Below are 22,476 nucleotides of genomic sequence, written 5' to 3'. Positions count from 1 at the left end.
GGTCGACAGGACCCGTTCGCCACGTCGCCCGACTCCGACCGCGCCGCGGCTCCCCGGCGCGAACCGGGTCGCGGTGGCAGGATGGACGGACCCCACCAGACGGAGGTGTAGATGACCACGCCGTTGCAGCCGGTGACCGAGGACTGGCGCCGTGCGCTGGCGATCGTGGCGCACCCGGACGACCTGGAGTTCGGTGCGGCCGCCGCCATCGCGCGCTGGACCGACCAGGGCAGACAGGTGGTCTACTGCCTGGTCACCAGCGGCGAGGCAGGCATCGACGGGATGCCACCCCCGCAGGCCCGGGAGGTACGCGAGCAGGAGCAGCGCGACTCGGCGGCCCTGGTCGGGGTGGACACCGTGGAGTTCCTCGGCCTGCCCGACGGGGTGTTGGAGTACGGCGTGGCCCTGCGCCGGGAACTGGCCGCGGTGGTACGCCGGCACCAGCCGGAGATCGTGATCACCAACAACTTCCGGGCGACCTGGGACGGGGCGGACATCCTCAACCAGGCCGACCACATCGCGGTGGGCCGGGCCACCCTGGACGCGGTCCGGGACGCCGGCAACCGGTGGATCTTCCCGGAGCAGCTGACCGGTGGCGTCGAGCCGTGGGGCGGCGTACGCCAGGTGTGGGCGGCCTCCTCGCCCCGCTCGGCGCACGGGGTGGACACCACCGACACGTTCGCCCGGGGTGTGGCGTCGCTGCTGGCGCACGAGGCGTACCTCACCGGGTTGGGTGACGGCAGCTTCGACGCCGAGGAGTTCCTGGAGAGCGGCGCGCGCCCGGTCGGGGCCCGGCTGGGCGTGCGCTACGGCACCTCGTTCGAGGTGTTCCACTTCGACCTCTGGTAGGCCGGGGCGGGCCCGGCACCGCACGCTTCGGCCCGCCCCACGGAAGGTGGGACGGGCCGAGAGAGTTGCCGGGTCAGGGCATCATCCGGGCGAGGTCGGCCGGCATGGTGTCCTTCACCTCGTCCCACTCGCCCTGGGTGATGTGCCGGCGCAGGGTGTCCAGCACCACCTGGACCACCCGTTCCGGGCCGCCCTCCACGTCGTACGGGAAGCCCTGGCGGACCTCCAGGAGGAAGTCGTCCCGGTTGAGCTTGATCGGCACGTTCTGCGGCTGCCACCCGTCGAAGTAGATGCCCCGCACGAGCATCGGCAGCTGGGCGGAGAACTCCACGCTCTCCTGCACCGGCAGCCGGTCGCGCAGCAGGTGCAGCACGGTGCGCAGCGCGGCGTACGACTGGTTCCGCTGCTCCTTCGGCCACCCGTACGCCTGCTCGATGTCCTTGAGGATCAAATTGGTCTTGTCCACCGAGGACTCGACCGCCGACTGGAACTGTTCAGCCATCTGTCCACCCCCGTAGGTCGGTCTCCCACCGTCGGTCGTCGTGACGTCGCGGCGGACCCGCCGGGCCGCGCCGTGGCCGGATCGGGCTGGCCCGCCCGGCGCGTGGCACCCGTCTGGCCTGTCCGGACGCGCCGACGACGTGCACGATCGCGTTGTGTCGCCGGTGCGCCACCACCCGAGCCGTCATCGCCAACCACCTCCGTGGTGTCGGTCGCACGCACGGTCGCCCCGACCGACCGCACTCCGCCCATTTTCTGCACCAGAAGGGTGAGCCGGCCTCACCCCGTCGGGATGAGACCGGCGAAATCGTTCACGCGGTGCGGGGCGGCAGATGGCGCCTGCCGCCCCGCACCCCGAGTGACGGTCTGCGGCTACTTGGGGCCGTTGCCGTTGAACTTCCGCTTGCACTCCTTGAAGTCGACCTCGACGCGCTTGCCCAGGTCCACGTTGACCGGGGTGGTCTGCAGCACGGTGCCGTCGGGGCGCTCGCAGGTGAGGATCCACGGCTCGGTGTAGAAGCCGGTCTGGTTACCGCGCACGCCGTCGGCCTGGTAGGCCGGGACGGGCCGGTACGACGGGTTGACCGCCCACTGGAACTTGCCGTTCGGGTTGACGATGTCCAGCTCCGAGGTGAGCGTGGTGGTGAACGACGTCGGCCGGACACCGCCGCCGGGCTGGGCGTACGGGCTGGTGTACATGTCGAAGGACTTGGTGATGCGCAGCACCGCGTCCTTGGGCGCCTTGCCCTCGATGATCGCGTGCTCGCTCTGGTCAGCGGTGGTCTCGACCGCCTCGAACATGGCCTTGCGGTGCGTGGCGTAGGTGTCCAGGACCTGCGTCTGGTAGTTCCGGGCCACGCCCGGGTTGGGGCAGGTCTCGGTGGTGATGGACAGGCCACGGGTGGCGTAGTACGCCCAGTCGATGGCCTCACCGGTCGTCTCGTAGTCCTCGGCCGACGGCAGCGCGTTGTACGTCGGGCCGTACTGCGCGGCGACGGCGGAGGCGAGCCGGTGCAGGCGCTCGGTGTCCTGCGCCGGTCCGGCGGCGAGTTGCAGCGGCGGGTAGAGCACCACCCGGATACAGGTGTGCTGGGTGTTGAAGACGGTCGCCTGCCGGGTGGAGAGCAGCCACTCCATGTTCTTGGTCTCCGGCTCCGACCACGGGGCGACGCCGCCGGTCGAGATCGGCAGCCAGCCCATCCCGTAGTTGCGGTTCATGTCCGTGTTGGTGTCGGTCTGGCGGCGGTTACGCACGAAGCCGTCCACGTTCACCACCGGTACGACCACGAGCCGGGCCCGGTCGAGCAGGTTCGCCACGTACGGGTCCTTGGCGTTCTTGACCAGGTCGATGGCGAACTCCATGGTCAGCTCGCCGCTGGGCCACTCGTTGCCGTGGTGCATGGCGACGTTCACGAAGACCGGCTTGCCGTCGTTCAGCTGCACGTTCCTGCTGATCTCGATGCCCCGGACGGTCCGGCCCGAGGTCGTCTTGTACGGCAGTTCGAGCGGCTTGACCAGCGTCGGGTAATCCGCGGCGAGGGTGGCCATGTCGTTCTCGTAGTCGGCCAGCGTGCGGTACGCGGTGTTGCCGCTGGGCAGGGCGGAGGGCTCCGCGGCGGCGACTGCCCCGGTCGGCGGTGCGACGATGCTGGCCAGACCGATGGTGAGTGCCGCGCCGAGCGTCGTCAGGCGACGCCTCCGGCGGGAGGGTTGAGTGTGGACCACGAGGTTTCCCTTCTGGGCGGGGGTTCGGGTCTGCAAAGATTCATTCACTCCAGGGACTGATGCTTCCTTCACATTCAAGATGCTTGCTGACCAGCGGAACAGACGCCGTTGATCTCCATTTGGTAACGACGCCGATCTGTCACCCGGTTTGACGGTCGTGATCATGATCGGAAACGCCGACGCAATCGGCCGGACACATTCGCCGGACGCCGACCACCGCGACATCGCACAGTGCCAGGTCAGGCACGCCCGTCAGGACTCGTCGGCGAGGAGCGTCTGGAGTTGCTGGGCGTTGGTCTGCGCATAGTCGCGGTAGCAGTTGTTCATCAGCACGTGCGTCTGCTCGGTTTCCTCGGCCAGTTCGCGCAGCTTGGGGGCCCAGGCGCGGAGTTCGCGCTCGGAGTAGTGATAGCCGAACTTCTGATAAATGTCCCGACTGGTCCACTTGTCGCTGTGGCCGTGGAAGCGGACGACGGCGAGGTCCGAGGTGGCGGCCAGCACCGGCGGCACCGACGAGCGGTGCCCCTGCGGCATGTCCACGCTGACGTACGCCAGCCGGTGCTCACGCAGGAAGGCCAGGGTCTCCTCGGCGTTGTCCCCGTCGAACCAGGAGGCGTGCCGGAACTCGAAGACCGGCCGCAACGGCGCGCAGCGCCGGGTCACCTCCAGCAGGTACTGCTTGTTGTCCCGTCGGATGGTGAACCAGGGCGGGAACTGGAACAGCAGCGCGCCGAGCTTGCCCGCCTCGACCAGCGGATCCAGCGCGCTGAGGAAGCGGGTCCAGATTTCCTCGTACGCCTGCGCCGGCAGGTCGTCCGGGTAGAGGTTGCGCTTGTCGGTGTCCGGCCGCAGATCCTTGTAGATCGCGCTGACCTTGGTGGGGTGGCCGGTCAGCAGGCTGAACGCCTTGACGTTGAAGGTGAAGCCGGCCGGGGTCCGCTCGGCCCAGAGCCGGGCGGTGCGCTCGGCCGGCGGCGAGTAGTAGGTGGCGTCGACCTCGACCAGCGGGAACTGCCGCGCGTAGTAGGCCAGCCGCTTCTCCGGTGTGTCGGCCGTCTGCGGGTACCAACCGGAATCCAGCAGGGTCCGGTCGGTCCAGGACGCGGTGCCGACCCTGATCTCGCCCATGGTGGAAGTCCACCTCGTCCCGGACCGACCGGCAACCGCAGCGGATCAGGCCGCCCGACGCTCCCGGGTCTGTTTGCAGGCCACGCAGGTGGTGGCCGACGGGAAGATCTCCAGCCGTTCCACCGGGATGGGCGCGGAGCAGCCCTCGCAGAAGCCGTAGGTGCCCTCCTCAAGGCGGGTCAGGGCGTGTTCGTACTGGGCGCGACGGTCGAGGATGGTCCGCAGCAGGGACTGCGCGGTGTCCCGCTCGGCGGTCTTGGTGCCGCTGTCGGCCTGGTCGTCACCCGCGGTGTCGCCGACCTCGACCAGCCGCAACACCTGGCTCTGCTGCACGGCCTGCTCGTACTCCGCGGACAGCTCGTCGTGCCGGGCCTGCAGGGAGAGTCGGATCTGGTCGATCTCCGCCTGGGATCGGCCCGTGCCGACCGTGTCGTGGACGAGCATGGCTGCCGCCTTTCCTGGGCTTCATCGTCGTCACGGGCGGGGCCGTCCCCACCCGGTCATACCGCCCAGAGGTGACCATCCGGGCGCTGTGAGCCCCGCGAATACCCCCACCTGCCGCGGATCAAACCGGGTCGTCGGCGGATTCCACGATCGCCGGACGGCGGGGGTCGTCGGCCCGGACCACCAGGTCCGCGAAGCTCGCCGGGGCGACCTCCTCGGCGTACCGGGCGAACGCCGGCAGCGTCCACGCCAACTCGGGATCGGTACGCCGGCCCAGCGCGGCGGCGGACAGCTCCAGGTGCACGGTGACGTCGAACGGCAGCCCGCCGCCGAGCAGGAACGCGCCGCTGACCAGGACCACCCCGCCGGGTGGCAGTTCGACGTACGCGGCTCGGCTGGCCCGGTCCACCCGGGCGTCCCACAGCGAGGGCAGCAGCAGCCCGGTGCCGGCCGGGCCCGCCGGGTCCAGCACCTCGCGACGTAGGCCGGCCTCGTCGACCCAGCCCTCGTAGTACGCGTCCGGGTCGGTCCGGCCCCGTTCCAGGCGGACCGAGGCGGGACGCAGGAAGTCCTCGGCCCGTACGTGCAGCACCGGACGGCCACCGGCGCGTAGCGGGTCGACCAGGGCGGCGGCCAGCTCGTCCGGGCCGGCGGCGGGGGCGCCGTCCAGCGCGACCCGTAACCGCCCGGCGGGCGTGGCGCCGACGAGCCGCTCGACCAGATCGGCGACCAGTCGCTGCGGTGAGATGGGACGGACGCGCATCCGACCATCGTGCCGGGTGGCCGGGCGACGGTCGCGACGACCCGGTCCGCGAGCCTGCGCCCGGAGTTGTCGGCGGGCGGTGACCCGGGACGGGTCAGCCGGTGCGGTCGAGGGTGACCCGGGCGTCGTCGGCCAGCCGGTAGCCCACGCCGTAGACGGTGGTGACCAGGGGTACGTCCACCCCGACCTTGCCGCGCAGCCGGCGCACGTGCACGTCCACCGTACGCACGCCCGCGTGCTCGTAGCCCCAGACCGCGTTGAGCAGCTGGAGCCGGGTGAACACCCGCCGGGGGTGCGCCACCAGGTGCAGCAGCAGGTCGAACTCCAGCCGGGTCAGCGGCAGCGCCTCGCCGTCGCGCAGCACCGACCGGGAGGAGGCCAGGATGTGCAGGGTGGGCACGGTCGGGGCGAGCTGCCGCGACGGCGCCCGGCCGGCCGGCACGACCTCGGTGCGACGCTCGGGCACCACCGGGCCGCTGGAGATGGTTCCCTCGCCCCGCTCCAGCATCTCCCGGGCCGCCTCCAGCAACCGGCGCGCGGCCGGGGTCAGCGACTCCTCGCACGCCAGCGGGATGGAGAGGGTGACCGTGAGAACCGGGGCGGCGGTGCTGGTGGGACGCCGCTGACCGCCGGGAGGTCGACCGGGAACCGCGGGTTGGGACGCATGCCATCCTGCGCGCGACGAAGCGGGGCTGACCGACATGGTCCTCCTTGGCTGATCCGGGTATCTCCCCACGGCCCGGGACGCCGCCCAATCGATGCTTCCCGGCGCCCGTGCAAGGGTCAAGGGGCGGCTGCGTTGCATGAATGTGACAATTGACCGACACATCGGAGCCGCCTGCTCGCTCTGCGTACGAGGCCAGATGATTACAGCAGAGTCGCCAAGTTGACCTGATACGGGGGTCACCGTCCGAGTTGCCGACCGTCGCCGTCACGCCTGCGGGACAGCACGGCGCGGCGTGCCCGCGCCGGGACACGCCGCGCCGGACGGCCGGGCTCAGCGTTCGACGGTCACCCGGGCGTCGTCGGCGAGGCGGTACCCGACACCGTGGACGGTGGTCAGCAGCGGCGTGTCGACGCCGAGCTTGGCGCGCAGCCGGCGGACGTGCACGTCGACGGTGCGGGCCACCGCGTGGTCGTAGCCCCAGACGGAGTTGAGCAGCTGGAGCCGGGTGAACACCCGGCGGGGCCGTTCGGCCAGGAAGAGCAGCAGGTCGTACTCGATGCGGGTCAGCGGGACGTCCCTGTCGCCCTGGCGCACCGTCCGCGGCCCGGTGAGGATGCGTACCGCCCGGGGGTCCTGCTCCGCCTCGGGGCGGTCGGCAAGGTCGTGCGACAGCTGCCCCTCGCCCGACTCGGCGAGCTCGCCCAACAGCTCCAGCAGGCGGGTCAGCCGGGGGCTCACCGACCCCGAGCCGAGCTCGACGGTGATGGTCAGGGTCGGCGCGGTGCGCTGCCGCACCAGCCGGGTGCGGTTGGTGCGGCCGGGCGGGTGCTTGCGGGGGCTGATGGCGACGACGGACATGGTGGCCTCCTGGGGACTACCGCCACGCCGGGTGGGGCGTGGCGGTCAGCGGGACGCCCGGCCGGCGGTCGCCGGGGGCGCGAGGACGGACGGGCGGGACGGCGGAGTGGGACCGAGTACGGGCAGGCCGGCGATCCGCCAGGCGGCGAAGCCGCCGATCACGTCGGTGGCCCGGAACAGCCCGATCTCCTGCAACGCGGCGGCGGCCAGCGACGAGGTGTAGCCCTCCTGGCAGAGGACCACCACGGGCAGGTCGTAGCCGACCGCCTGGGGCAGCCGGGCCGGGCAACGCGGGTCGAAGCGCCACTCCAGCACGTTGCGCTCGACGGCGAGCGAGCCCGGCACGGTGCCGTGCGCGGCGCGCTGGGCGGCGGGCCGGATGTCGACCAGCAGGGCACCGGCCCGGTACGCCAGATGCGCCTGCTCGGGGTCGAGCCGGTCGAGCCGGGTCCGGGCGGCGGCCAGGATCTCGTCGATCCCCCGGGAGCCCGGGGGCGGCACTGGTGCCGGACAGTGGGCGGCGGCGGGGTCGGTCTGCGACATCATCGGTTCCTTCCGGAAGGTTCGGGCGGCACGCCGGGCGCCGGCTCGGCGGGGCACGCAGCTGTGGCCTGGCAAGATCACCATGCCACGCCGGCCTCGGCCACGTCGGCGACAAGCAGCCGACCGCCCGCGAGGTGGTAGCGGGTCATCCGGCGCAGTGCCGGACGGTAGACGTGGACGCTGACCGCCGGCTCGACGTGCCGGTTGGTCACCACGTGCACGTGCCGCACACCGAACCGGCGGCCGGAGCCGGCGGCGAGCAGGTGCGGACGCAGCCGGCCACCGCTGACCGTCTCCTCGGTGAGGACGCCGGCGGCGACCAGGAAGGCGCCGGAGGAGCCGCCGTGGTCGTGCAGGTCGGTGCCCTGGCCGGGCAGCCAGCTCAGCGCCCACACCTCGTGCCCGTCGGCCACGGCGAGCCGGGCGTACCACCTGCTGGCGGGGTCGAAGCGCAGGGGCACCGGCCAGCTGGCCGGGTCGGCGGCCCACCGCCGGGCGACGGCGAGCAGGTCCGGCTCGGTGACGGACGCGGCAGACATGAGTTCCTCACGATGGTCAACGGCTGGTGTCCCCGCCAGTTTAGGCGGTAAAGCCTATAGGTTTAGTAGGTAATCCTACATGCTGGGACGCCCCGAATCGGGCGAGATCGACTGCGGTCGCGAGCGGCGTCCCGCCGCCAACTAACCTGATCCGGTGACCGAGGAACTCGACGCCGAGACCCTGGAGTTCGCGCACCGGATGTTCGACCTGGCGCGCGACGGCGCGACCACGGAACTGGCCGGGTACGTCGACGCGGGTCTACCGGTCAACCTGACCAACGAGAAGGGCGACAGCCTGCTGATCCTGGCGGCGTACCACGCCCACCCGGAGACCGTCGCCGCGCTGCTGGCCCGGGGCGCCGACTACTCCCGCGTCAACGACAGGGGGCAGACGGCGCTGGCCGCGGCGGTGTTCCGCAGCAGCGGCGAGGCGGTACGCGCGCTGCTCACCGCCGGCGCCGACCCCGCCGGCGGCAACCCGTCCGCGATGGACACCGCCGAGTTCTTCGACCTGCCCGAGATGCTCACGCTGCTGCGCGGCGCCTGAGCACCGGGCCTCCCGTCACCGCTCGGCCTCGATGAGGAAGCGTCGGGCGTGGGCGACGAACGGGCCCTCGGCCCGGATGCGCTCGTGTAGTCGGGCCAGCGCCGGGCGGTGCGCCGCCACGGTGAACCCGGGTACGGTCCAGACCACCTTGCGCAGGAACCAGACCACCGCGCCGATGTCGTGGAAGACGGTCCGCAGCGTCGCCTCCCGCAGGCGCACCACGGTCAGACCGGCCGAGCCGGCGGCGGCGACCGCCTGCGCCGGGTGCCGATGCGCCGGGGGCGGCAACGGCCCCAGGATCGCCTCGCTGAGTTCGCGTACGGTCCCCGGCCCGATCTGCTGGGACAGGAACGTCCCGCCCGGCCGCAACACCCGGGCGACCTCCGGCCAGTCGGTGCGGACCGGGTGCCGGCTGACCACCAGGTCGAAGGCGGCGTCCCGGAACGGCAGCGGCGCGTCGGCGGTCACCGCCAGCACGCTCGCCCCGAGCGGGCGCAGGTTGGCCCGGGCCACCGGCACGTTCGGCGGCCACGCCTCGGTCGCGACCAGCAGCCGGGGCGGACAGGACACCTCGGCGAGGACCTCTCCCCCACCGGTGTCGACGTCCAGCGCCGCATCGGCCGCCGCCATCCGCGCCGCCACCAGGCGGGCGTACCCCCAGGGTGGACGCTCCTCGGTGGCCCGGCCGGCGAGCCAGTCGAAGGCCCAGCCGTCGACCGGGGCGGCGGCGCCCTCGGCGATCAGTGCCTCGAAGCTCGCGTCCCGCGTCATCGGGTGAGCGTGCCCGGACGGCACCGGACCGGCAACGCGTTTCCGTCGGTGGGCCCGCAAGTCGCGGGCGTCACGGCCGCTGGACGGTGGCGAACATCGAGAGCCGGAACCAGCCCGGCAGGCTCCGCCGGGCGTGCGAGGCCCCCTCGATGCGCATCTGCTGCGCGCGTAGCGCCGTGGCCCAGGCGAGGTCGCCGCGCCAGATCTGGGTCATCACCCGGAGGCTGGCGGAGACGGCGACCGTGACCGGGAAGCCCGGGTCGTCGTCGCAGGCGTCGGCGTCCTCGGGCGTGAGCACCAGCCACCAGGTGCGGTTGGCGGCGGGTGCCTCGGGGAAGGTGAACCGGACCACCGATCGGCCGGGCGGCAGTGCGGCGTGGTCGACGTTGCGCCGCATGTCCCAGAGCAGCAACTTGGGGTCGAGATCCGCGTCACCGAGTTCGCCGACCCACCGGATCCCCCAGGCCCCGAGCGCCTCGATGATCGGGCCGAGTTCCTCGCCCGCCGGAGTGAGCGTGTACCGAATCTCCTGACCGACGGCCACCCGTTGCACAACCCCTGCCGCAGCCAGCCGGCCCAGCCGTTTGGACAACAGGGTGGGCGACATCTGCGGCAGGCCCCGCCGCAGGTCGTTGAAGCGCTGACTGCCCGCGACCAACTCCCGCAGGACCAGCATCGTCCACCGCTCGTCGAGCAGCTCCATCGCCTTGGCGACCGGGCAGAACTGATGGTAGGAGGCCCCCATCAGGGCAGCGTAACCGCACGAAACCGGGCAGTACAGATCGTGTACTCGTGGCCGGCCAACCGTCCCGCCTACCGTCGCCCTAGCTGTCCGCATTGCGTGCCAGCGGACCATCCGCTTGAAGGAGGGCGAGAACGAATGACAGCCGAACTGGATGCGCTGAAGACCCGGCACCGCGCCGTGTGGGCGCTGGGCGACTACCCGACGGTCGCCACCGAACTCATCGCCGAGCTGGGTCAGACACTCGTCGATGCCTGTTCGATCGTCCCGGACGAACGGGTGCTGGACGTCGCGGCCGGAGCGGGCAACGCCGCCATCCCCGCCGCGCTGGCGGGTGCCCGGGTAACCGCCCTGGATCTGACCCCGCAGTTGCTGGCGGCGGGACGCGAGGCCGCCGCCGCCCTCGGCGTGGACGTACGCTGGGCGGAGGGCGACGCCGAAGCACTGCCCTATGCCGACGGCGAGTTCGACGTCGTGTTGTCCTGCGTCGGAGTCATGTTCGCGCCCCACCACCAGGCCAGCGCCGACGAACTGCTCCGGGTGTGCCGGCCCGGCGGACGCGTCGGCCTACTCAACTGGACCCCGGCCGGATTCATCGGCCAACTCTTCGCGACGATGAAGCCGTACGCCGCGCCACCGCCGCCCGGCGTCCAGCCCCCGCCACTGTGGGGCGACCCGGACCACGTCGGTGCCCTGCTCGGCGACCGAGTCGTCGCCGTACATGCCGAACGGCGTACCGTCCGAGTGGACCGGTTCGCCACGCCGGAGCAGTTCCGCGACTACTTCAAGCAGAACTACGGCCCGGTCGTCGCGGCCTACCGCAACCTCGGCGACGATGCCGCGCGGGTCGCCGACTTCGACCGGGACCTCGTCGAGTTGGCCCGGGTCAACGCCGTCGGGCCCGGAAGGCTCACCATGGACTGGGAGTACCTCCTGCTGACCGCACGCCTCGTCGGCTAGGGGCCGGCCGGACGACCTCCACGGTCGGGCCGCCGCCCCGACGCAGAGCGTCGAAGCTGGTGGGCTCGGCGCGGCTGGCCTCGAAATGACGCATGAGCCGCGCGCCGAGCCGTACGCCCACCCCGCCGACGGCGAGCGCGACCAGCTCGGTCACCAGCAGGATCGGTGACGCGCCACGGTTCGGCCCGTCGGCCCGGATCAGGCAGGCGAGCAGGAACAGCCCGGCCATGCCCGCGTTGACGAGGTTGAAGGTGATCGCGGTGTGCCGGGTGCGGTCCGGCGGCACGTCCCACAGGTCGACCATCCCGGCGACCGCGGTCAACGCCGCCGCCACCAGGGCGGCCACCGTCGTCCAGTAGCCGACCTCGCCGAGGAAGGCCGGACCGCCGGCCACGTCGGCGAGGTCGAATATGGTGGCGCAGACGAAGAGCCCGTACGGGAAGGTCACCAGCATCGGTTGGATCGGGTGCCCCTGCACCCGCAGCCGGCTCTGCATCGCGTCCCCCTGGCGTCGGTTGGCCCGTCAGTCCAGGGTGCTACCCGGGTGCCAGCCGGGCGAAACGACCCGCCCGGTCAGTTGTCCCGGGGGCGGGAGACCGTGCTCACCAGCCGCTCGGCCACCTCGCGCAGCGGGATCGACAGCGACGACGCCGCGCTGCGCAGCACGTCGAGCGCGTCCTCCGCGGGGCAGCCGCGCTGCGTCATGATCACGCCGACGGCGTGACCGATCACGCCGTCACCGAGCAGCGAGGCGTCCCGCTCCCCGGCCAGCGCGGCCCGCCGCTCGCGGTCGCGTACGGCCGCCAGCAGCAGGCCGGCATGCTCGGCGAGCAGCATCGCGGTCAACTGGTGGCCGGTGGTCAGCGCGTCGGACTCGCCGGCGTACAGATTGATCGCCCCGATCACCTGGTCGTCGATGTCCACCGGGGCGGAGATCACCCCGCGCACCCCCAGCTCGCGGGCCTGGGGCGTCCAGGCCGGCCAGCGCGGCTCCGCGGCCAGGTCATCCGCGCCGACCATCTCCCGCCGCCGGATCGCGTCCATCGCCGGGGTGTCCGGGCCGTACCGCAGGTCGTCCAGGCCGCCGCGCCGGGCGTCGGAGGCGGCCACGCCGGCCGGTTCGCCGGCCCGCAGCGCGGTGAAGCCGCACCAGCTCACCCCGGCCAGAGCGTCCCGGGTGGTCCGTACCAGCGCGGACAGCGCCTCGTCGAAGTCGTCCAGGGCGATCAGCCCGGCGGTCAGCTCCCGCAGCAGGGCCGCCGTCTCCAGTACGCCGAGAGTTTCCGTCAGCGGTGGAGTGGTCTCCAGGTTCACGCGCTCCCAGCCCCCGTACGCCCGGCCAGCGTCGTCACCTGTCTCCTCCTCGGCTTGCGCCCCGGCTCAGCGGCGGCCCTGACGTCACGGACCCGCCCTACTACCCGCGCCGACAACGGTCGAAACGGCGCAAACCGGGGCCCCTCCCAGGGTACGGGTGCGGCTGGGAGGGGCGTGCCCGGCTTAACCAGACCGTCAACAGGGTCGGCCCTGTTGCCGGACTTTTTCAGCGGGCGCCGGAGCCGGCGAGGCGGCGGCCGACCGAGGCGATCAGCCGGTCCAGCTCGGAGCCGAACGGGTTGTCGTGCACGAGGTACGTCCAGGTCGCGCTCGGGCGGACCAGCTCGGCCTCGTCCGGCTCCCAGTCCTCGTCGAACTCGGTGTCGGTGAAGGTGGCCAGGGTCCGCGCCTCGATCTCCGGAACCAGGTCGGTGAACGCCGGCACCGCGGCCCGGTGGAACTCGTCGAGCGGGTCGAGCCGGCCCAGGGCCCGCAGGTGCACGCCCTCGCGGACCTCGGACAGCTCGGCCAGGTGGGCGGCCCACAGCCGGTCGAGGTGGTAGAGCGCGATCGACCGGGCCACCCGGGCGAGCAGGTCCTCGTCCATCTCGCCGGCCTTCTCCGGCAGCTTGTCCAGCAGCATCAGCGCCGCCACGTCGCTGGTCAGCAGCCGCTCCCGGCGCTCGGCGAGCGCCTTGCGCTGCTGCTCGATGACCACGCTGTAGCGCCAGGTGTTGCGGTGGATCTCGTGGTTGACCCCTTCGGCGACCCGCTGGGCGTGCTCGACGGCGTAGTCCACCTGTGCGTCGGTGACCAGGCCGTCGGCGTTCATCCGGGGCGAGGCCGGCACGGTGTCACCGGCGTGCCGGGCCACCAGGTCGTCCTCCAGGCTGACGAGGAAGACCGACCCACCCGGGTCGCCCTGCCGGCCGGCCCGCCCGCGCAGCTGGTCGTCGACCCGACGGCTGTCGTTGCGACCACTGCCGATCACGAACAGGCCGTCGAGCCCGGCCACCCGGTCCCGGTCGGACTGGTCGCTGCCACCGAGGCGGATGTCCACGCCCCGGCCGGCCATCTGGGTGGAGACGGTCACCGCGCCGTACGCGCCGGCCTCGGCGATGATCGACGCCTCCTCGTCGTCGTTCTTGGCGTTGAGCACCACGCACGGCACGCCGGCCGCGTTGAGCCCGGCCGCCAGCTGCTCGGACTCCTTCACGTCCAGGGTGCCCACCAGCACCGGCCGCCCGTCGGCGTGGCAGCGCTTGATCTCGTCGATCAGCGCCTCCTCCTTCTCCGCCCGGGTGGCGTAGATGCGGTCCGGCTCGTCCACCCGCACGCACGGGGTGTTCGGCGGGATCACCGCGACCTCCAGGCCGAAGAACTCCCGCAGCTGGTCGCCGACCAGCACCGCGGTCGCGGTCATGCCGCACACCTTCGGGTAGAGGCCGACGTACGCCTGCACGGCGATGGTGCCGAGCACCTCGCCCTCGGCCGTGGCGTCCAGCCCCTCCTTGGCCTCGACCGCCGCCTGGAGCCCGTCGGGCCAGCGGCGGCGTTGGGCGACCCGGCCCCGCATCTCGTCGATCAGCTCGACCGTGCCGTCCCGGACGATGTAGTCCACGTCCCGGTGCAGCAGGGCGTGCGCGTGCAGCGCCACGTTCACCGCGGAGAGCTGCTCGACGTTCTCCTCGTCGTACAGGTCGATGCCGAGCTTGGCCTCTACGGCGGCCAGGCCGGCGGAGGTGAACGCCACGCTCCGGCCGTCCTCGGCGACCGTGTAGTGCTTGCCCTTGCGCAGGCCGCGCACCAGTGCGGCGGCGGCGTGCACCGGGTCCTGCTCGCCGGGCACCGAACCGGCGAGGACCATCGGCACCCGGGCCTCGTCGATCAGGATCGAGTCGGCCTCGTCGACGATGGCGGTGCGCAGCGCGGGCTGGACCCGGTCCTCGACGTCGGTGACGAGCTGGTCGCGCAGGAAGTCGAAGCCGGCCTCGCTGACCGAGACGTAGGTCACATCGCAGGCGTACGCGGCGCGCCGCTCCACCGGCGTGGACGCCTCGTTGACCCACCCGACGGTGAGCCCGAGCAGGGTGTAGACCGGCTCCATCCACTGGGCGTCGCGGCGCGCCAGGTAGTCGTTGACGGTGAGCACGTGCACCGGGCCGTTGCCCAGCCGGACGTGCCCGTACGCGGCGATCGCGGCGGTCAGGGTCTTGCCCTCACCGGTGGCCATCTCGGCGACCTTGCCGGACAGCAGCGACATCGCGCCGAGCAGCTGGACGTCGTACGGCCGTTGATCGAGGCCGCGGCGGGCGGCCTCCCGGCCGAGCGCGCAGATTTCCTCATAGCTCGACGCCGCGGCGGCCGCCTCGGTGAGTTCGGCGTCGTCGAGCGCCGACATCTCCTCGGCGCGGGCCTCGATGGCCGGCAGCAGCTTCTCCAGCGGGGCCAGGTCGACCGTGGTCCCCGGGCGCTGGAGGAACCGGCGGAACCTGGTCTTCAACCGTTGCGACACACCCATGAGCGGCAACGGTACGCGACCGGAGGCCGGTTGTGGCGGCCCGGCCGGGATGCCTTCACCCGAGCCGCCTCCGGCGCCCGGTCCGCTCAGCCGGTGAGCACCACCTGGAGCTCCTGGCGGCAGCCGGCGGCCAGGTCGGCGAAGAGGGCCGGGGCCTGGGCGAACGGGACCACCGCCGACACCAGATGGGTACGGATCGCCGCGCCGTCGGCGCGCAGCAGGTCGATCGTCTCGGCGGAGAGCCGCTCCCGGTCCCAGGTCGGCGCGAGCCCCCGGGGCACCCGGCCGATCTGCGCGCAGCGCACCGACAGCCCGTTGTGGTGGAACTCCTCGCCGAGCCGGACCGCGTCCGCGCCGGACTGGTAGAAGGCCAGGTCGATCACGGTGCCCTGGGGGCGCAGCAGGCGCAGCGCCAGGTGCAGCGCCCAGCCCTGCCCCCGGCACTGGAACACCACGTCGGCGCCCCGGTCCCCGGCACCGTGCGGCCAGCGGGTCTTGAGCAGCACGGCCGGGTCGCCGTCGCCCGGGTCGACGGGGTCCAGCCCGAGCGCCCCGGCGACCGCGCGGCGCTGCGGCGTCGGGTCGAGCAGCACCACCGAGGCGGCGCCGTGCCGGCGGGCGAACAGGGCGGTGAGCAGGCCGACCGCCCCCGCACCGACGACCGCCACCCGCCGGCCGCGTACCCCGTCGGCGAGCTCGCGTGCGCCGGCGCCGTACAGGTCGGCGGCGGCGTGCAGCAGCCCGTTCGCGCAGATCGGCCCCAGGTGGGCGACGTAGACGCCGAGCAGCGGGTCGAGGTCCTCGGGCAGCGGCACGAAGCGCTGGGCGACCGGGTCGGCCACCGCGGCGGTGCGGTGGCCGTAGGTCATCGCACCGACCGCGCCGACCGGCACCGCCGGCGTGTCGCTCTCCACCACCCGGGCCACCTGCATGTAGCCGAGGCTCCGGACCGGGTACGGGGTGCTCGCCGCGCCGGGCTGGAACAGGCCGAGGTCGGCGTTCCAGGTGGCGGTGAGGTACGGGTTGGTGCCCTTGACGTAGCTCAGCTCGGTGCCGGCGGAGACCCCGCTGAACAGGGTGTGCACCCGGAAGCCGCCGGCCGGCAGCGGCGGCGGGTCCTGTTCGACCAGCTCCACCCGACCCGGCCCGCTGACCACCAGCACCCGGTCAGCCATCGACGTCCGCCGGGACGCCCTGGATCGGGTGGCGGGCCCGGTCCGGCAGCCGGACGGCGCCACCGGTGCGGACGGACTCGGCCACCGCCAGGGCGAGCCGGTGCGTGCCGAGCGCCTCGGCGTACGGCACCCGCACGTCGTCACCGATGCCGCGTACCGCGTCGATGAACGCCCGGTCGACGGCCGCCCGGGCACCGTCCGGGTCGGCGTCGAAGCGCCGCGGCCCGTCGGCGTCGCACACCACCAGCGCGTCCTCGGTGAGGGTGAGCGCCACCCCGTCGGCCAGGATCTCCACCCCGGCCCGGTGCTTCCAGCCCAGTACGCAGGCGGCGCTGAGGGTGCCCACGGCACCACCGGCGAACCGCAGGGTCGCCGCGGTCACCGAGTCGACGTCGGCTCCGTCGACCGATGGCGGGCTGCCGTCGCCGTACCCGGTCACCTCGGTCACCTCGCCGGCCAGCAGGCGGATCAGGTCCAGCACGTGCGCGGCCTGCTCGACCACCGGACCGCCGGAGCGCTCCCGCCGGGCCCACCAGTCCACCGGCGGGACCCGGTCCAGCCAGACGCCGGTGACCAGGCGCACCGCCCGACCGGCGAGCAGTTCGCGGGCCTGCGCCACGACGTGCAGGTAGCGCCAGTGGTGGCCGACCGCGGTGAGCAGGCCCCGGTCGGCCACCAGGCCGGCGATCCGCTCGGCGGTGGGCAGGTCCACGGCCACCGGCTTCTCCACGAACATCGGCACCCCGGCGGCGACGATCGCCTCCTCGATCGGACCGTGGGCGAACGGCGGCACGCAGACGTACACCGCGTCCGGGCCGGCCGCGAGCAGCTGCTCGATGGCGCCGAAGGACCGGGCCCCGTGCGTCGCGGCCAGGTCGGCCGCCGCCCCCGAGGTCACGTCGACCACGCCGATCAGCTCGACGTCGTCGAACCCGGACAGCACCCCGGCGTGCCGCCGGGCCACCCCGCCGGCTCCCACCAGTCCCACCCGGCACAGCCGCATGCCAACCAGCCTCTCCGCCCCCGCTCCGTCGCGTCTGGGCACCTCCCCCGGCCGCGCGCAACCAAACGTTCATCGCCCCGGAACGTGCCCGGCGCACGGTGCTGATCAAGCTGGGGGGACGGATCCGGTTAGCGTGCGGGGTGCGGGGAAAGCCATCTCCCGGTCTTCCCGCGATCAGGGGGTGCCTGTGCGGAACACTGAATCTCTGGTCTCGCCCGTGGTCGAGGCCTGGGCCACCTATCGGACCACCTCGGCGGCCGACTGGCCGACGCGGCGGTTGCTGCGGGCCAAGGGGGACAGCCGGGTCAGCGTGGTGCTGCCGGCACGCAACGAGGAAGCCACCGTCGGGGCGATCGTGTCGACCATCCGCGAGCACCTGATGGACCGGGTGCCGCTGGTCGACGAGCTGATCGTGGTCGACTCGCGGTCGGAGGACCGGACCGCGCGGGTGGCCCGGGCGGCCGGCGCCGAGGTGGTCAGCCAGGACGAGATGACCCGCGGCCTGCCCCGGCTGACCGGCAAGGGCGACGCGCTGTGGGTCGGGCTGGCCGCGGCGGAGGGCGACGTGGTGGCGTTCGTCGACGCCGACCTGCGGGAGTTCCGTCCGCACTTCGTCACCGGGCTGCTCGGCCCGTTGCTCACCGACCCGTCGGTCGACTTCGTGAAAGGGTTCTACCACCGGCCGCTGGTCAGCACGAGCGGGGTGGAGGCCGACGGCGGCGGGCGGGTGACGGAGCTGATGGCCCGACCGATGCTCAATCTGTTCTGGCCGGAACTGGCCGGTTTCGTGCAACCCCTCGCCGGTGAGTACGCCGGCCGCCGCGACGTGCTGGCGCAGGTGCCGTTCGTCTCCGGCTACGGCGTCGAGACCGCGATGATGATCGACCTGCTCGAACTCGTCGGGCTGGACGCGCTGGCCCAGGTCGACCTGGGCGAACGCAAGCACCGGCACCAGGACACCGCCGCGCTGGGCCGGATGTCCGCCCAGATCATGCTGACCGCCTGGTCCCGGTTGCAGCGGCGGGGCTGGGCGAACCAGGACGTGCTGCCCACCGCCCTGCTGACCCAGTTCCGTCGGGGTGGCTCCGACACGCTGCCGAACCTGGACCGGGAGATCGTGGTCAGCGACGTCTCCGTGGAGGAGCGGCCACCGTTGGCCGAGCTGCGGCACCGGGTGCCCCGCCGGCGGGTGGCCGCGGCGTGACCGGTGGGTCGCCGGAGCCTCCGGCGACCGGGGTACGGGCCGGTCATCGGCTCGCCGACGAGAGGGACGCGACACGATGAGTCTCACCGTCCTGATGAACGCCGGCCCCTGGCTGTCCGTGCCGCCGCCCGGTTACGGCGGGATCGAGAACGTGGTCGCCACCCTGGTGCCCGCGTTGCGCCGCCTCGGCGTCCGGGTGGTGCTCGCCTCGGTGGGCAGCAGCACGCTGCCGGTGGACGAGCGGATCTCGGTCTTCGCCGACGGCCAGTTCGCCGCCCTGCAACGGCCGTACAACCAGGTCTGCGGCATCTCCCAGGCGCACCTGGCCGGCGTGGTCCGCGAGCTGCACGCCCGGGACGACATCGACCTGGTACACGATCACGTGGAGGCGGTCGGCCTGGCCACCCTCACCGCGATGGGCCCGGACGCCCCGCCGGTGCTGCACACCCTGCACTGGGACCTGGCCAAGCATCCAGAGCTCTACGGCGGTCTCGACGGCGGGGACCGGGTCCGGGTCAACGGGGTCTCCGCCGCGCAGCTGGCCCGGGCACCGAAGGCGCTGCGGGAGCACTCGGTCGGGCACGTGCACCTGGCCACCCCGCTGGCGATCGACGCGCACCGGCGCCCCGGCGTGGCCAAGGGCGAACACGTGCTGGTGCTGGGCCGGATCACCCCCGGCAAGGGGCAGGACCTGGCGGCCCGGCTGGCCCAGCGGGTCGGGTTCCCGCTCGTGCTGGCCGGGCCGGTCGGCCCGTACCACCGGCCGGCGGACCTCGCGGCGGCCGGCGACGACGCACGGCTCAACCCGGACGTGCGGTTCTTCCACGACGAGGTGGCCCGGTACGTCGACGGCGACCGGGTGCGGTGGGTCGGCACGGTGGCCGGCCGGGACCGCGACGAGCTCCTGGCCGGGGCCCGGGCCACGCTGTTCCCACTGCGCTGGGAGGAGCCCGGCGGCACGGCGGTGGTGGAGTCGCTGGCGCTGGGCACGCCGGTGGTGGCAATCGCCCGGGGCTGCCTGCCCGAGCTGGTCGAGCACGGCCGCACCGGGCTGCTCACCGCCGACGAGGAGGAACTGGGTGACCTCGTGCTCGCCGCCGACCTGGTGGAGCCCGACGAGTGCCGCCGGGAGGCCGCCGCCCGGTTCACCCCGGCCGTGATGGCCCGACGTTACGTCGCCCTCTACGACCAGTTGCGTCGCCGCAGCACCGCCCCCACGCTCCAGGCGGCATGACCCCCGGTGCCCGGCTGTCGGGGCCGTCACGGTGCGGTTTCGCCGGGTCAGGGCCGGGGTAGTTGGCAGGCTCCGCGAAGCCGGCGAGACGAGGGCGGAGATGACGAGCCGGATCACCTGCCAGGTACGCGACGGGGCACCGATCACCGTCGTACGGCTCGCCGGCGCCCTCGACGTGACCACCATGCGCCAGGTCTACGCGGTCCTGGACCGGTCCCTGGCCGGCCAGCCCGACGCGCTGGTGGTGGACCTGGCCGAGCTGGCCGTGCGGGACCAGCTCGCGCTGTCGGTCTTCGCCGCCGCGGCCCGACGGGCCACCGACTGGCCGGTGGTGCCGATGGTGCTCTCCGCACCGCACCCGGAGGTGGCCGCCGCACTGGCCGGATCGACCGCGTGCCGGTTGGTGCCGGTGCGCCGTACCCGCGCCGAGGCGACCCGGGTCGCGGTCGCCTGGGCCGTGCCCCGGCTGCGGGTACGCCTGGAGCCGGTGGCGACGGCCTGCCGGCGGGCCCGGGAACTGGTCGCCGACGCCTGCGCCCGGTGGAACCTGCCCGAGGCGGTCGGCCCGGCCTCGGTGGTGCTCAGCGAACTGGTCGGCAACGTGGTCCGGCACGCCGGCACCCCGATGCAGGTCACCGTGACGCTGCGCCGGCCGTGGCTGCACCTGACCGTGCTCGACGGCAGCCGGGCGGCGGCCCAGCCCGGCGAGGCGGACCAGCGTGACGAGGGCGGCCGGGGCCTGCTGCTGGTACGTCAGCTGGCCGAGCGCTGGGGCAGCGCGCCGGCCGGCGACGGGAAGGCCGTCTGGGCCACACTACCCGCGAATTGACCGAAATTCCCCCTCTCGCCTGGTTACATGGTCGGCGGGGCGGGTGGCTACGCCCGTCCTTTCCGTCGTCAGCGGGGTGAGACTCATGCCCAAGCGGGTAACCACCGAACCCGGACAGGACCGCGGGCCGGCCATCCTGGCGCCGGCCCGGTTCGGCGGCTACCCCGGCCCGGTACGCAAGCCCGTCCGCGGCGGCACCTTGCTCAAGTTCCTGGCCACCACCGATCACAAGCAGATCGGGCTGCTCTACCTGATGACCTCGTTCGGCTTCTTCCTGGTGGCCGGAATCGAGGCGATGCTGATGCGCGCCGAGCTGGCCCGGCCCGGCCTGCAATTCCTCTCGCCCGAGCAGTACAACCAGCTGTTCACCTCGCACGGCGCGGTGATGCTGCTGCTGTTCGCCACGCCCGCGGCGTTCGGATTCGGCAACTACATCGTGCCGATCCAGATCGGCGCGCCGGACGTGTCGTTCCCCCGGCTGAACGCCCTCGCGTACTGGCTCTACCTGTTCGGTGGGCTGATGGTGATCGGCGGGTTCTTCACCCCGCAGGGTTCGGCCGACTTCGGGTGGACCGCGTACACACCGCTGAGCAACCCGGAGCACTCCCCCGGCGTCGGGGCGAACATGTGGGTGGTCGGCCTGGTGATCTCGGGTCTGGGCACCATCCTCGGTGCGGTCAACCTGATCACCACGATCCTGACCCTGCGCGCGCCCGGCATGACCATGTTCCGGATGCCGATCTTCACCTGGAACATGCTGTTCACCAGCGTGCTGGTGATCCTGGTCTTCCCGCTGCTGGCCGCCGCGCTGCTGGCGCTGAGCGCCGACCGGCTGCTCGGCGCGCAGGTGTTCGAGCCGGCGACCGGCGGGCCGATGCTCTGGCAGCACCTGTTCTGGTTCTTCGGGCACCCCGAGGTCTACATCATCGCGCTGCCGTTCTTCGGCATCATCACCGAGGTCATCCCGGTCTTCTCCCGCAAGCCGATCTTCGGCTACACCGGGCTGGTGCTGGCCACCATCGCGATCACCGTGCTGTCGATGACGGTCTGGGCGCACCACATGTTCGCCACCGGGCAGGTCCTGCTGCCCTTCTTCAGCATCCTCAGCTACCTGATCGCCGTACCCACCGGGGTGAAGTTCTTCAACTGGATCGGCACCCTCTGGAAGGGACAGCTGACCTTCGAGACCCCGATGCTGTTCTCCATCGGGTTCCTGGTGACCTTCCTGCTCGGCGGGCTCACCGGCGTACTGCTGGCCAGCCCGCCGGCAGATTTCCACACCCACGACACCTACTTCGTGGTGGCGCACTTCCACTACGTGGTCTTCGGCACCGTGGTCTTCGCGCTCTTCGCCGGCTTCTACTTCTGGTGGCCGAAGATGACCGGCCGCCTGCTCGACGAGCGGCTCGGCAAGCTGCATTTCTGGACCATGTTCATCGGTTTCCACGGCACCTTCGTGGTGCACCACTGGCTGGGCAACGAGGGGTTCCCCCGGCGGTACGTGGACTACCTGCCGACCGACGGCTTCACCACGCTGAACACGATCTCCAGCATCTTCTCGTTCGTGCTCGGCGCCTCCACCCTGTTCTTCATGTGGAATGCCTGGAAGACCTGGCGGTACGGCGCGCTGGTGACCGTGGACGACCCGTGGGGCTTCGGCAATTCCCTGGAGTGGGCCACCACCTGCCCGCCGCCGCTGCGCAACTTCGACCGGATGCCCCGGATCCGTTCCGAGCGCCCGGCCTTCGACGCCAAGTACGGCCAGCTCGTCGCCGACCTGGGCCGGGACCTTCCACAGCGGACCACCCGGCCACCGCAGGAGTTCCGCGAGGAGCTGCACCGCGAGCCTCACCCGCCCGAGTCGCCCAGCGCCGAGGGCGCGCACGGCGCGCGGGAGGCGGTGGCGTACCAACCCGCGCCGCAGTCCGGCGCCCGCCCGGTGGACGTGCCGGAGCCGGACGAGGTGCGCCGGCCGAGCTTCGAGGAGACCGACGCCCCGGAGGAGCCGGCGCCCGACCGCGAGCAACCCCACGAGCACTGGCGCCACCCCCGCGGTCACCACGAACCCCCGGAGCGCTGACCGGAGCGTACGGGTGGGGCGGCACCGGATCTCGGTGCCGCCCCATCGTCCGCCGTGCCCGCCGTGTCTGTCCTCAGCC

At 72.7% G+C, this 22,476-nt stretch carries 23 protein-coding genes; 7 read left to right on the top strand and 16 right to left on the bottom strand.

The features are described 5' to 3' along the window. The first annotated feature begins 111 nt into the window (after nucleotides 1-111). Nucleotides 112-849 carry a PIG-L deacetylase family protein gene (locus C1I95_RS06455; RefSeq protein ID WP_111212846.1) on the top strand — a complete coding sequence of 246 codons (738 nt, stop codon included), beginning with the start codon at nucleotides 112-114 and terminating at the stop codon, nucleotides 847-849. Between the two features lie 73 nt (nucleotides 850-922). On the opposite strand, the gene C1I95_RS06450 is transcribed toward C1I95_RS06455, so the two are convergent. The 9 genes from C1I95_RS06450 to C1I95_RS06405 all read right to left on the bottom strand — a co-directional run bounded on the left by C1I95_RS06450 (nucleotide 923) and on the right by C1I95_RS06405 (nucleotide 8,017). Then, on the bottom strand, nucleotides 923-1,351 hold the full coding sequence (locus C1I95_RS06450; RefSeq protein ID WP_111212845.1) for a DUF2267 domain-containing protein: 429 nt from the start codon (nucleotides 1,349-1,351) through the stop codon (nucleotides 923-925). A 371-nt stretch (nucleotides 1,352-1,722) separates the two neighbouring features. Beyond that, on the bottom strand, nucleotides 1,723-3,075 hold the full coding sequence (locus tag C1I95_RS06440; protein WP_158566307.1) for a M14 family zinc carboxypeptidase: 1,353 nt from the start codon (nucleotides 3,073-3,075) through the stop codon (nucleotides 1,723-1,725). A gap of 252 nt (nucleotides 3,076-3,327) precedes the next feature. Beyond that, nucleotides 3,328-4,203, bottom strand: coding sequence for a DUF72 domain-containing protein (locus C1I95_RS06435; protein ID WP_111212842.1), 876 nt, complete (start codon nucleotides 4,201-4,203; stop codon nucleotides 3,328-3,330). Between the two features lie 45 nt (nucleotides 4,204-4,248). Then, nucleotides 4,249-4,647, bottom strand: a complete 399-nt coding sequence (locus tag C1I95_RS06430; protein ID WP_111212841.1) for a TraR/DksA family transcriptional regulator — start codon at nucleotides 4,645-4,647, stop codon at nucleotides 4,249-4,251. A 121-nt stretch (nucleotides 4,648-4,768) separates the two neighbouring features. After that, nucleotides 4,769-5,410 carry a nucleoside/nucleotide kinase family protein gene (locus C1I95_RS06425; protein WP_111212840.1) on the bottom strand — a complete coding sequence of 214 codons (642 nt, stop codon included), beginning with the start codon at nucleotides 5,408-5,410 and terminating at the stop codon, nucleotides 4,769-4,771. Between the two features lie 94 nt (nucleotides 5,411-5,504). Next, nucleotides 5,505-6,113: a winged helix-turn-helix domain-containing protein gene (locus C1I95_RS06420; RefSeq protein WP_111212839.1), complete on the bottom strand. Its 609-nt coding sequence runs from the start codon at nucleotides 6,111-6,113 to the stop codon at nucleotides 5,505-5,507. A 294-nt stretch (nucleotides 6,114-6,407) separates the two neighbouring features. After that, nucleotides 6,408-6,935, bottom strand: coding sequence for a winged helix-turn-helix domain-containing protein (locus tag C1I95_RS06415; RefSeq protein WP_111212838.1), 528 nt, complete (start codon nucleotides 6,933-6,935; stop codon nucleotides 6,408-6,410). Nucleotides 6,936-6,980: 45 nt separating this feature from the next. Beyond that, a complete protein-coding gene (locus C1I95_RS06410) occupies nucleotides 6,981-7,481 on the bottom strand; it encodes a rhodanese-like domain-containing protein (RefSeq protein ID WP_111212865.1) in 501 nt (166 codons plus the stop codon). A 74-nt stretch (nucleotides 7,482-7,555) separates the two neighbouring features. Then, nucleotides 7,556-8,017 carry a cysteine dioxygenase gene (locus C1I95_RS06405; RefSeq protein ID WP_111212837.1) on the bottom strand — a complete coding sequence of 154 codons (462 nt, stop codon included), beginning with the start codon at nucleotides 8,015-8,017 and terminating at the stop codon, nucleotides 7,556-7,558. Between the two features lie 154 nt (nucleotides 8,018-8,171). Here C1I95_RS06405 and C1I95_RS06400 point away from each other — a divergent pair, with 154 nt between their 5' ends. Beyond that, nucleotides 8,172-8,564: an ankyrin repeat domain-containing protein gene (locus C1I95_RS06400; RefSeq protein ID WP_111212836.1), complete on the top strand. Its 393-nt coding sequence runs from the start codon at nucleotides 8,172-8,174 to the stop codon at nucleotides 8,562-8,564. Between the two features lie 15 nt (nucleotides 8,565-8,579). On the opposite strand, the gene C1I95_RS06395 is transcribed toward C1I95_RS06400, so the two are convergent. Then, a complete protein-coding gene (locus C1I95_RS06395; protein WP_111212835.1) occupies nucleotides 8,580-9,335 on the bottom strand; it encodes a class I SAM-dependent methyltransferase in 756 nt (251 codons plus the stop codon). Between the two features lie 70 nt (nucleotides 9,336-9,405). Next, nucleotides 9,406-10,080 carry a winged helix-turn-helix transcriptional regulator gene (locus tag C1I95_RS06390; protein ID WP_111212834.1) on the bottom strand — a complete coding sequence of 225 codons (675 nt, stop codon included), beginning with the start codon at nucleotides 10,078-10,080 and terminating at the stop codon, nucleotides 9,406-9,408. A 135-nt stretch (nucleotides 10,081-10,215) separates the two neighbouring features. Between C1I95_RS06390 and C1I95_RS06385 the strand changes: the two genes are divergently transcribed. Continuing rightward, the gene (locus tag C1I95_RS06385) at nucleotides 10,216-11,037 is read left to right on the top strand and encodes a class I SAM-dependent methyltransferase (protein WP_111212833.1); all 822 of its coding nucleotides are present in this window, start codon (nucleotides 10,216-10,218) and stop codon (nucleotides 11,035-11,037) included. On the opposite strand, the gene C1I95_RS06380 is transcribed toward C1I95_RS06385, so the two are convergent. The 5 genes from C1I95_RS06380 to C1I95_RS06360 form a co-directional block, all read right to left on the bottom strand. Beyond that, on the bottom strand, nucleotides 10,988-11,533 hold the full coding sequence (locus C1I95_RS06380) for a DUF2231 domain-containing protein (RefSeq protein ID WP_111212832.1): 546 nt from the start codon (nucleotides 11,531-11,533) through the stop codon (nucleotides 10,988-10,990). The genes C1I95_RS06385 and C1I95_RS06380 overlap by 50 nt on opposite strands. Before the next feature lie 77 nt (nucleotides 11,534-11,610). Continuing rightward, nucleotides 11,611-12,351, bottom strand: a complete 741-nt coding sequence (locus C1I95_RS06375) for a GAF and ANTAR domain-containing protein (protein ID WP_111212831.1) — start codon at nucleotides 12,349-12,351, stop codon at nucleotides 11,611-11,613. 226 nt (nucleotides 12,352-12,577) lie between these two features. Then, nucleotides 12,578-14,872, bottom strand: coding sequence for an accessory Sec system translocase SecA2 (gene secA2, locus C1I95_RS06370; protein ID WP_111212830.1), 2,295 nt, complete (start codon nucleotides 14,870-14,872; stop codon nucleotides 12,578-12,580). Nucleotides 14,873-14,958: 86 nt separating this feature from the next. Then, on the bottom strand, nucleotides 14,959-16,047 hold the full coding sequence (locus C1I95_RS06365; protein ID WP_111212864.1) for a zinc-binding dehydrogenase: 1,089 nt from the start codon (nucleotides 16,045-16,047) through the stop codon (nucleotides 14,959-14,961). After that, nucleotides 16,040-17,050 carry a Gfo/Idh/MocA family protein gene (locus C1I95_RS06360; RefSeq protein ID WP_111212829.1) on the bottom strand — a complete coding sequence of 337 codons (1,011 nt, stop codon included), beginning with the start codon at nucleotides 17,048-17,050 and terminating at the stop codon, nucleotides 16,040-16,042. Before C1I95_RS06360 ends, C1I95_RS06365 begins: the two co-directional genes overlap by 8 nt. 277 nt (nucleotides 17,051-17,327) lie before the next feature. On the opposite strand from C1I95_RS06360, the gene C1I95_RS06355 reads away from it, so the two are divergent. The 4 genes from C1I95_RS06355 (at nucleotide 17,328) to ctaD (ending at nucleotide 22,397) form a co-directional block, all read left to right on the top strand. Further along, on the top strand, nucleotides 17,328-18,254 hold the full coding sequence (locus C1I95_RS06355; protein WP_233513396.1) for a glucosyl-3-phosphoglycerate synthase: 927 nt from the start codon (nucleotides 17,328-17,330) through the stop codon (nucleotides 18,252-18,254). Between the two features lie 76 nt (nucleotides 18,255-18,330). Next, nucleotides 18,331-19,488 carry a glycosyltransferase gene (locus C1I95_RS06350; RefSeq protein ID WP_111212827.1) on the top strand — a complete coding sequence of 386 codons (1,158 nt, stop codon included), beginning with the start codon at nucleotides 18,331-18,333 and terminating at the stop codon, nucleotides 19,486-19,488. Between the two features lie 100 nt (nucleotides 19,489-19,588). After that, nucleotides 19,589-20,317, top strand: coding sequence for an ATP-binding protein (locus C1I95_RS06345; RefSeq protein WP_111212826.1), 729 nt, complete (start codon nucleotides 19,589-19,591; stop codon nucleotides 20,315-20,317). Between the two features lie 85 nt (nucleotides 20,318-20,402). Next, the gene (gene ctaD / locus C1I95_RS06340) at nucleotides 20,403-22,397 is read left to right on the top strand and encodes an aa3-type cytochrome oxidase subunit I (RefSeq protein ID WP_111212825.1); all 1,995 of its coding nucleotides are present in this window, start codon (nucleotides 20,403-20,405) and stop codon (nucleotides 22,395-22,397) included. Nucleotides 22,398-22,476 lie beyond the last annotated feature (79 nt).

The organism is Micromonospora craterilacus (genome assembly GCF_003236315.1).
GTDB lineage: Bacteria > Actinomycetota > Actinomycetes > Mycobacteriales > Micromonosporaceae > Micromonospora > Micromonospora craterilacus.
The sequence above is the reverse complement of the archived record's forward strand: the minus strand, read 5'-3'. Positions and strand labels throughout refer to the sequence as shown.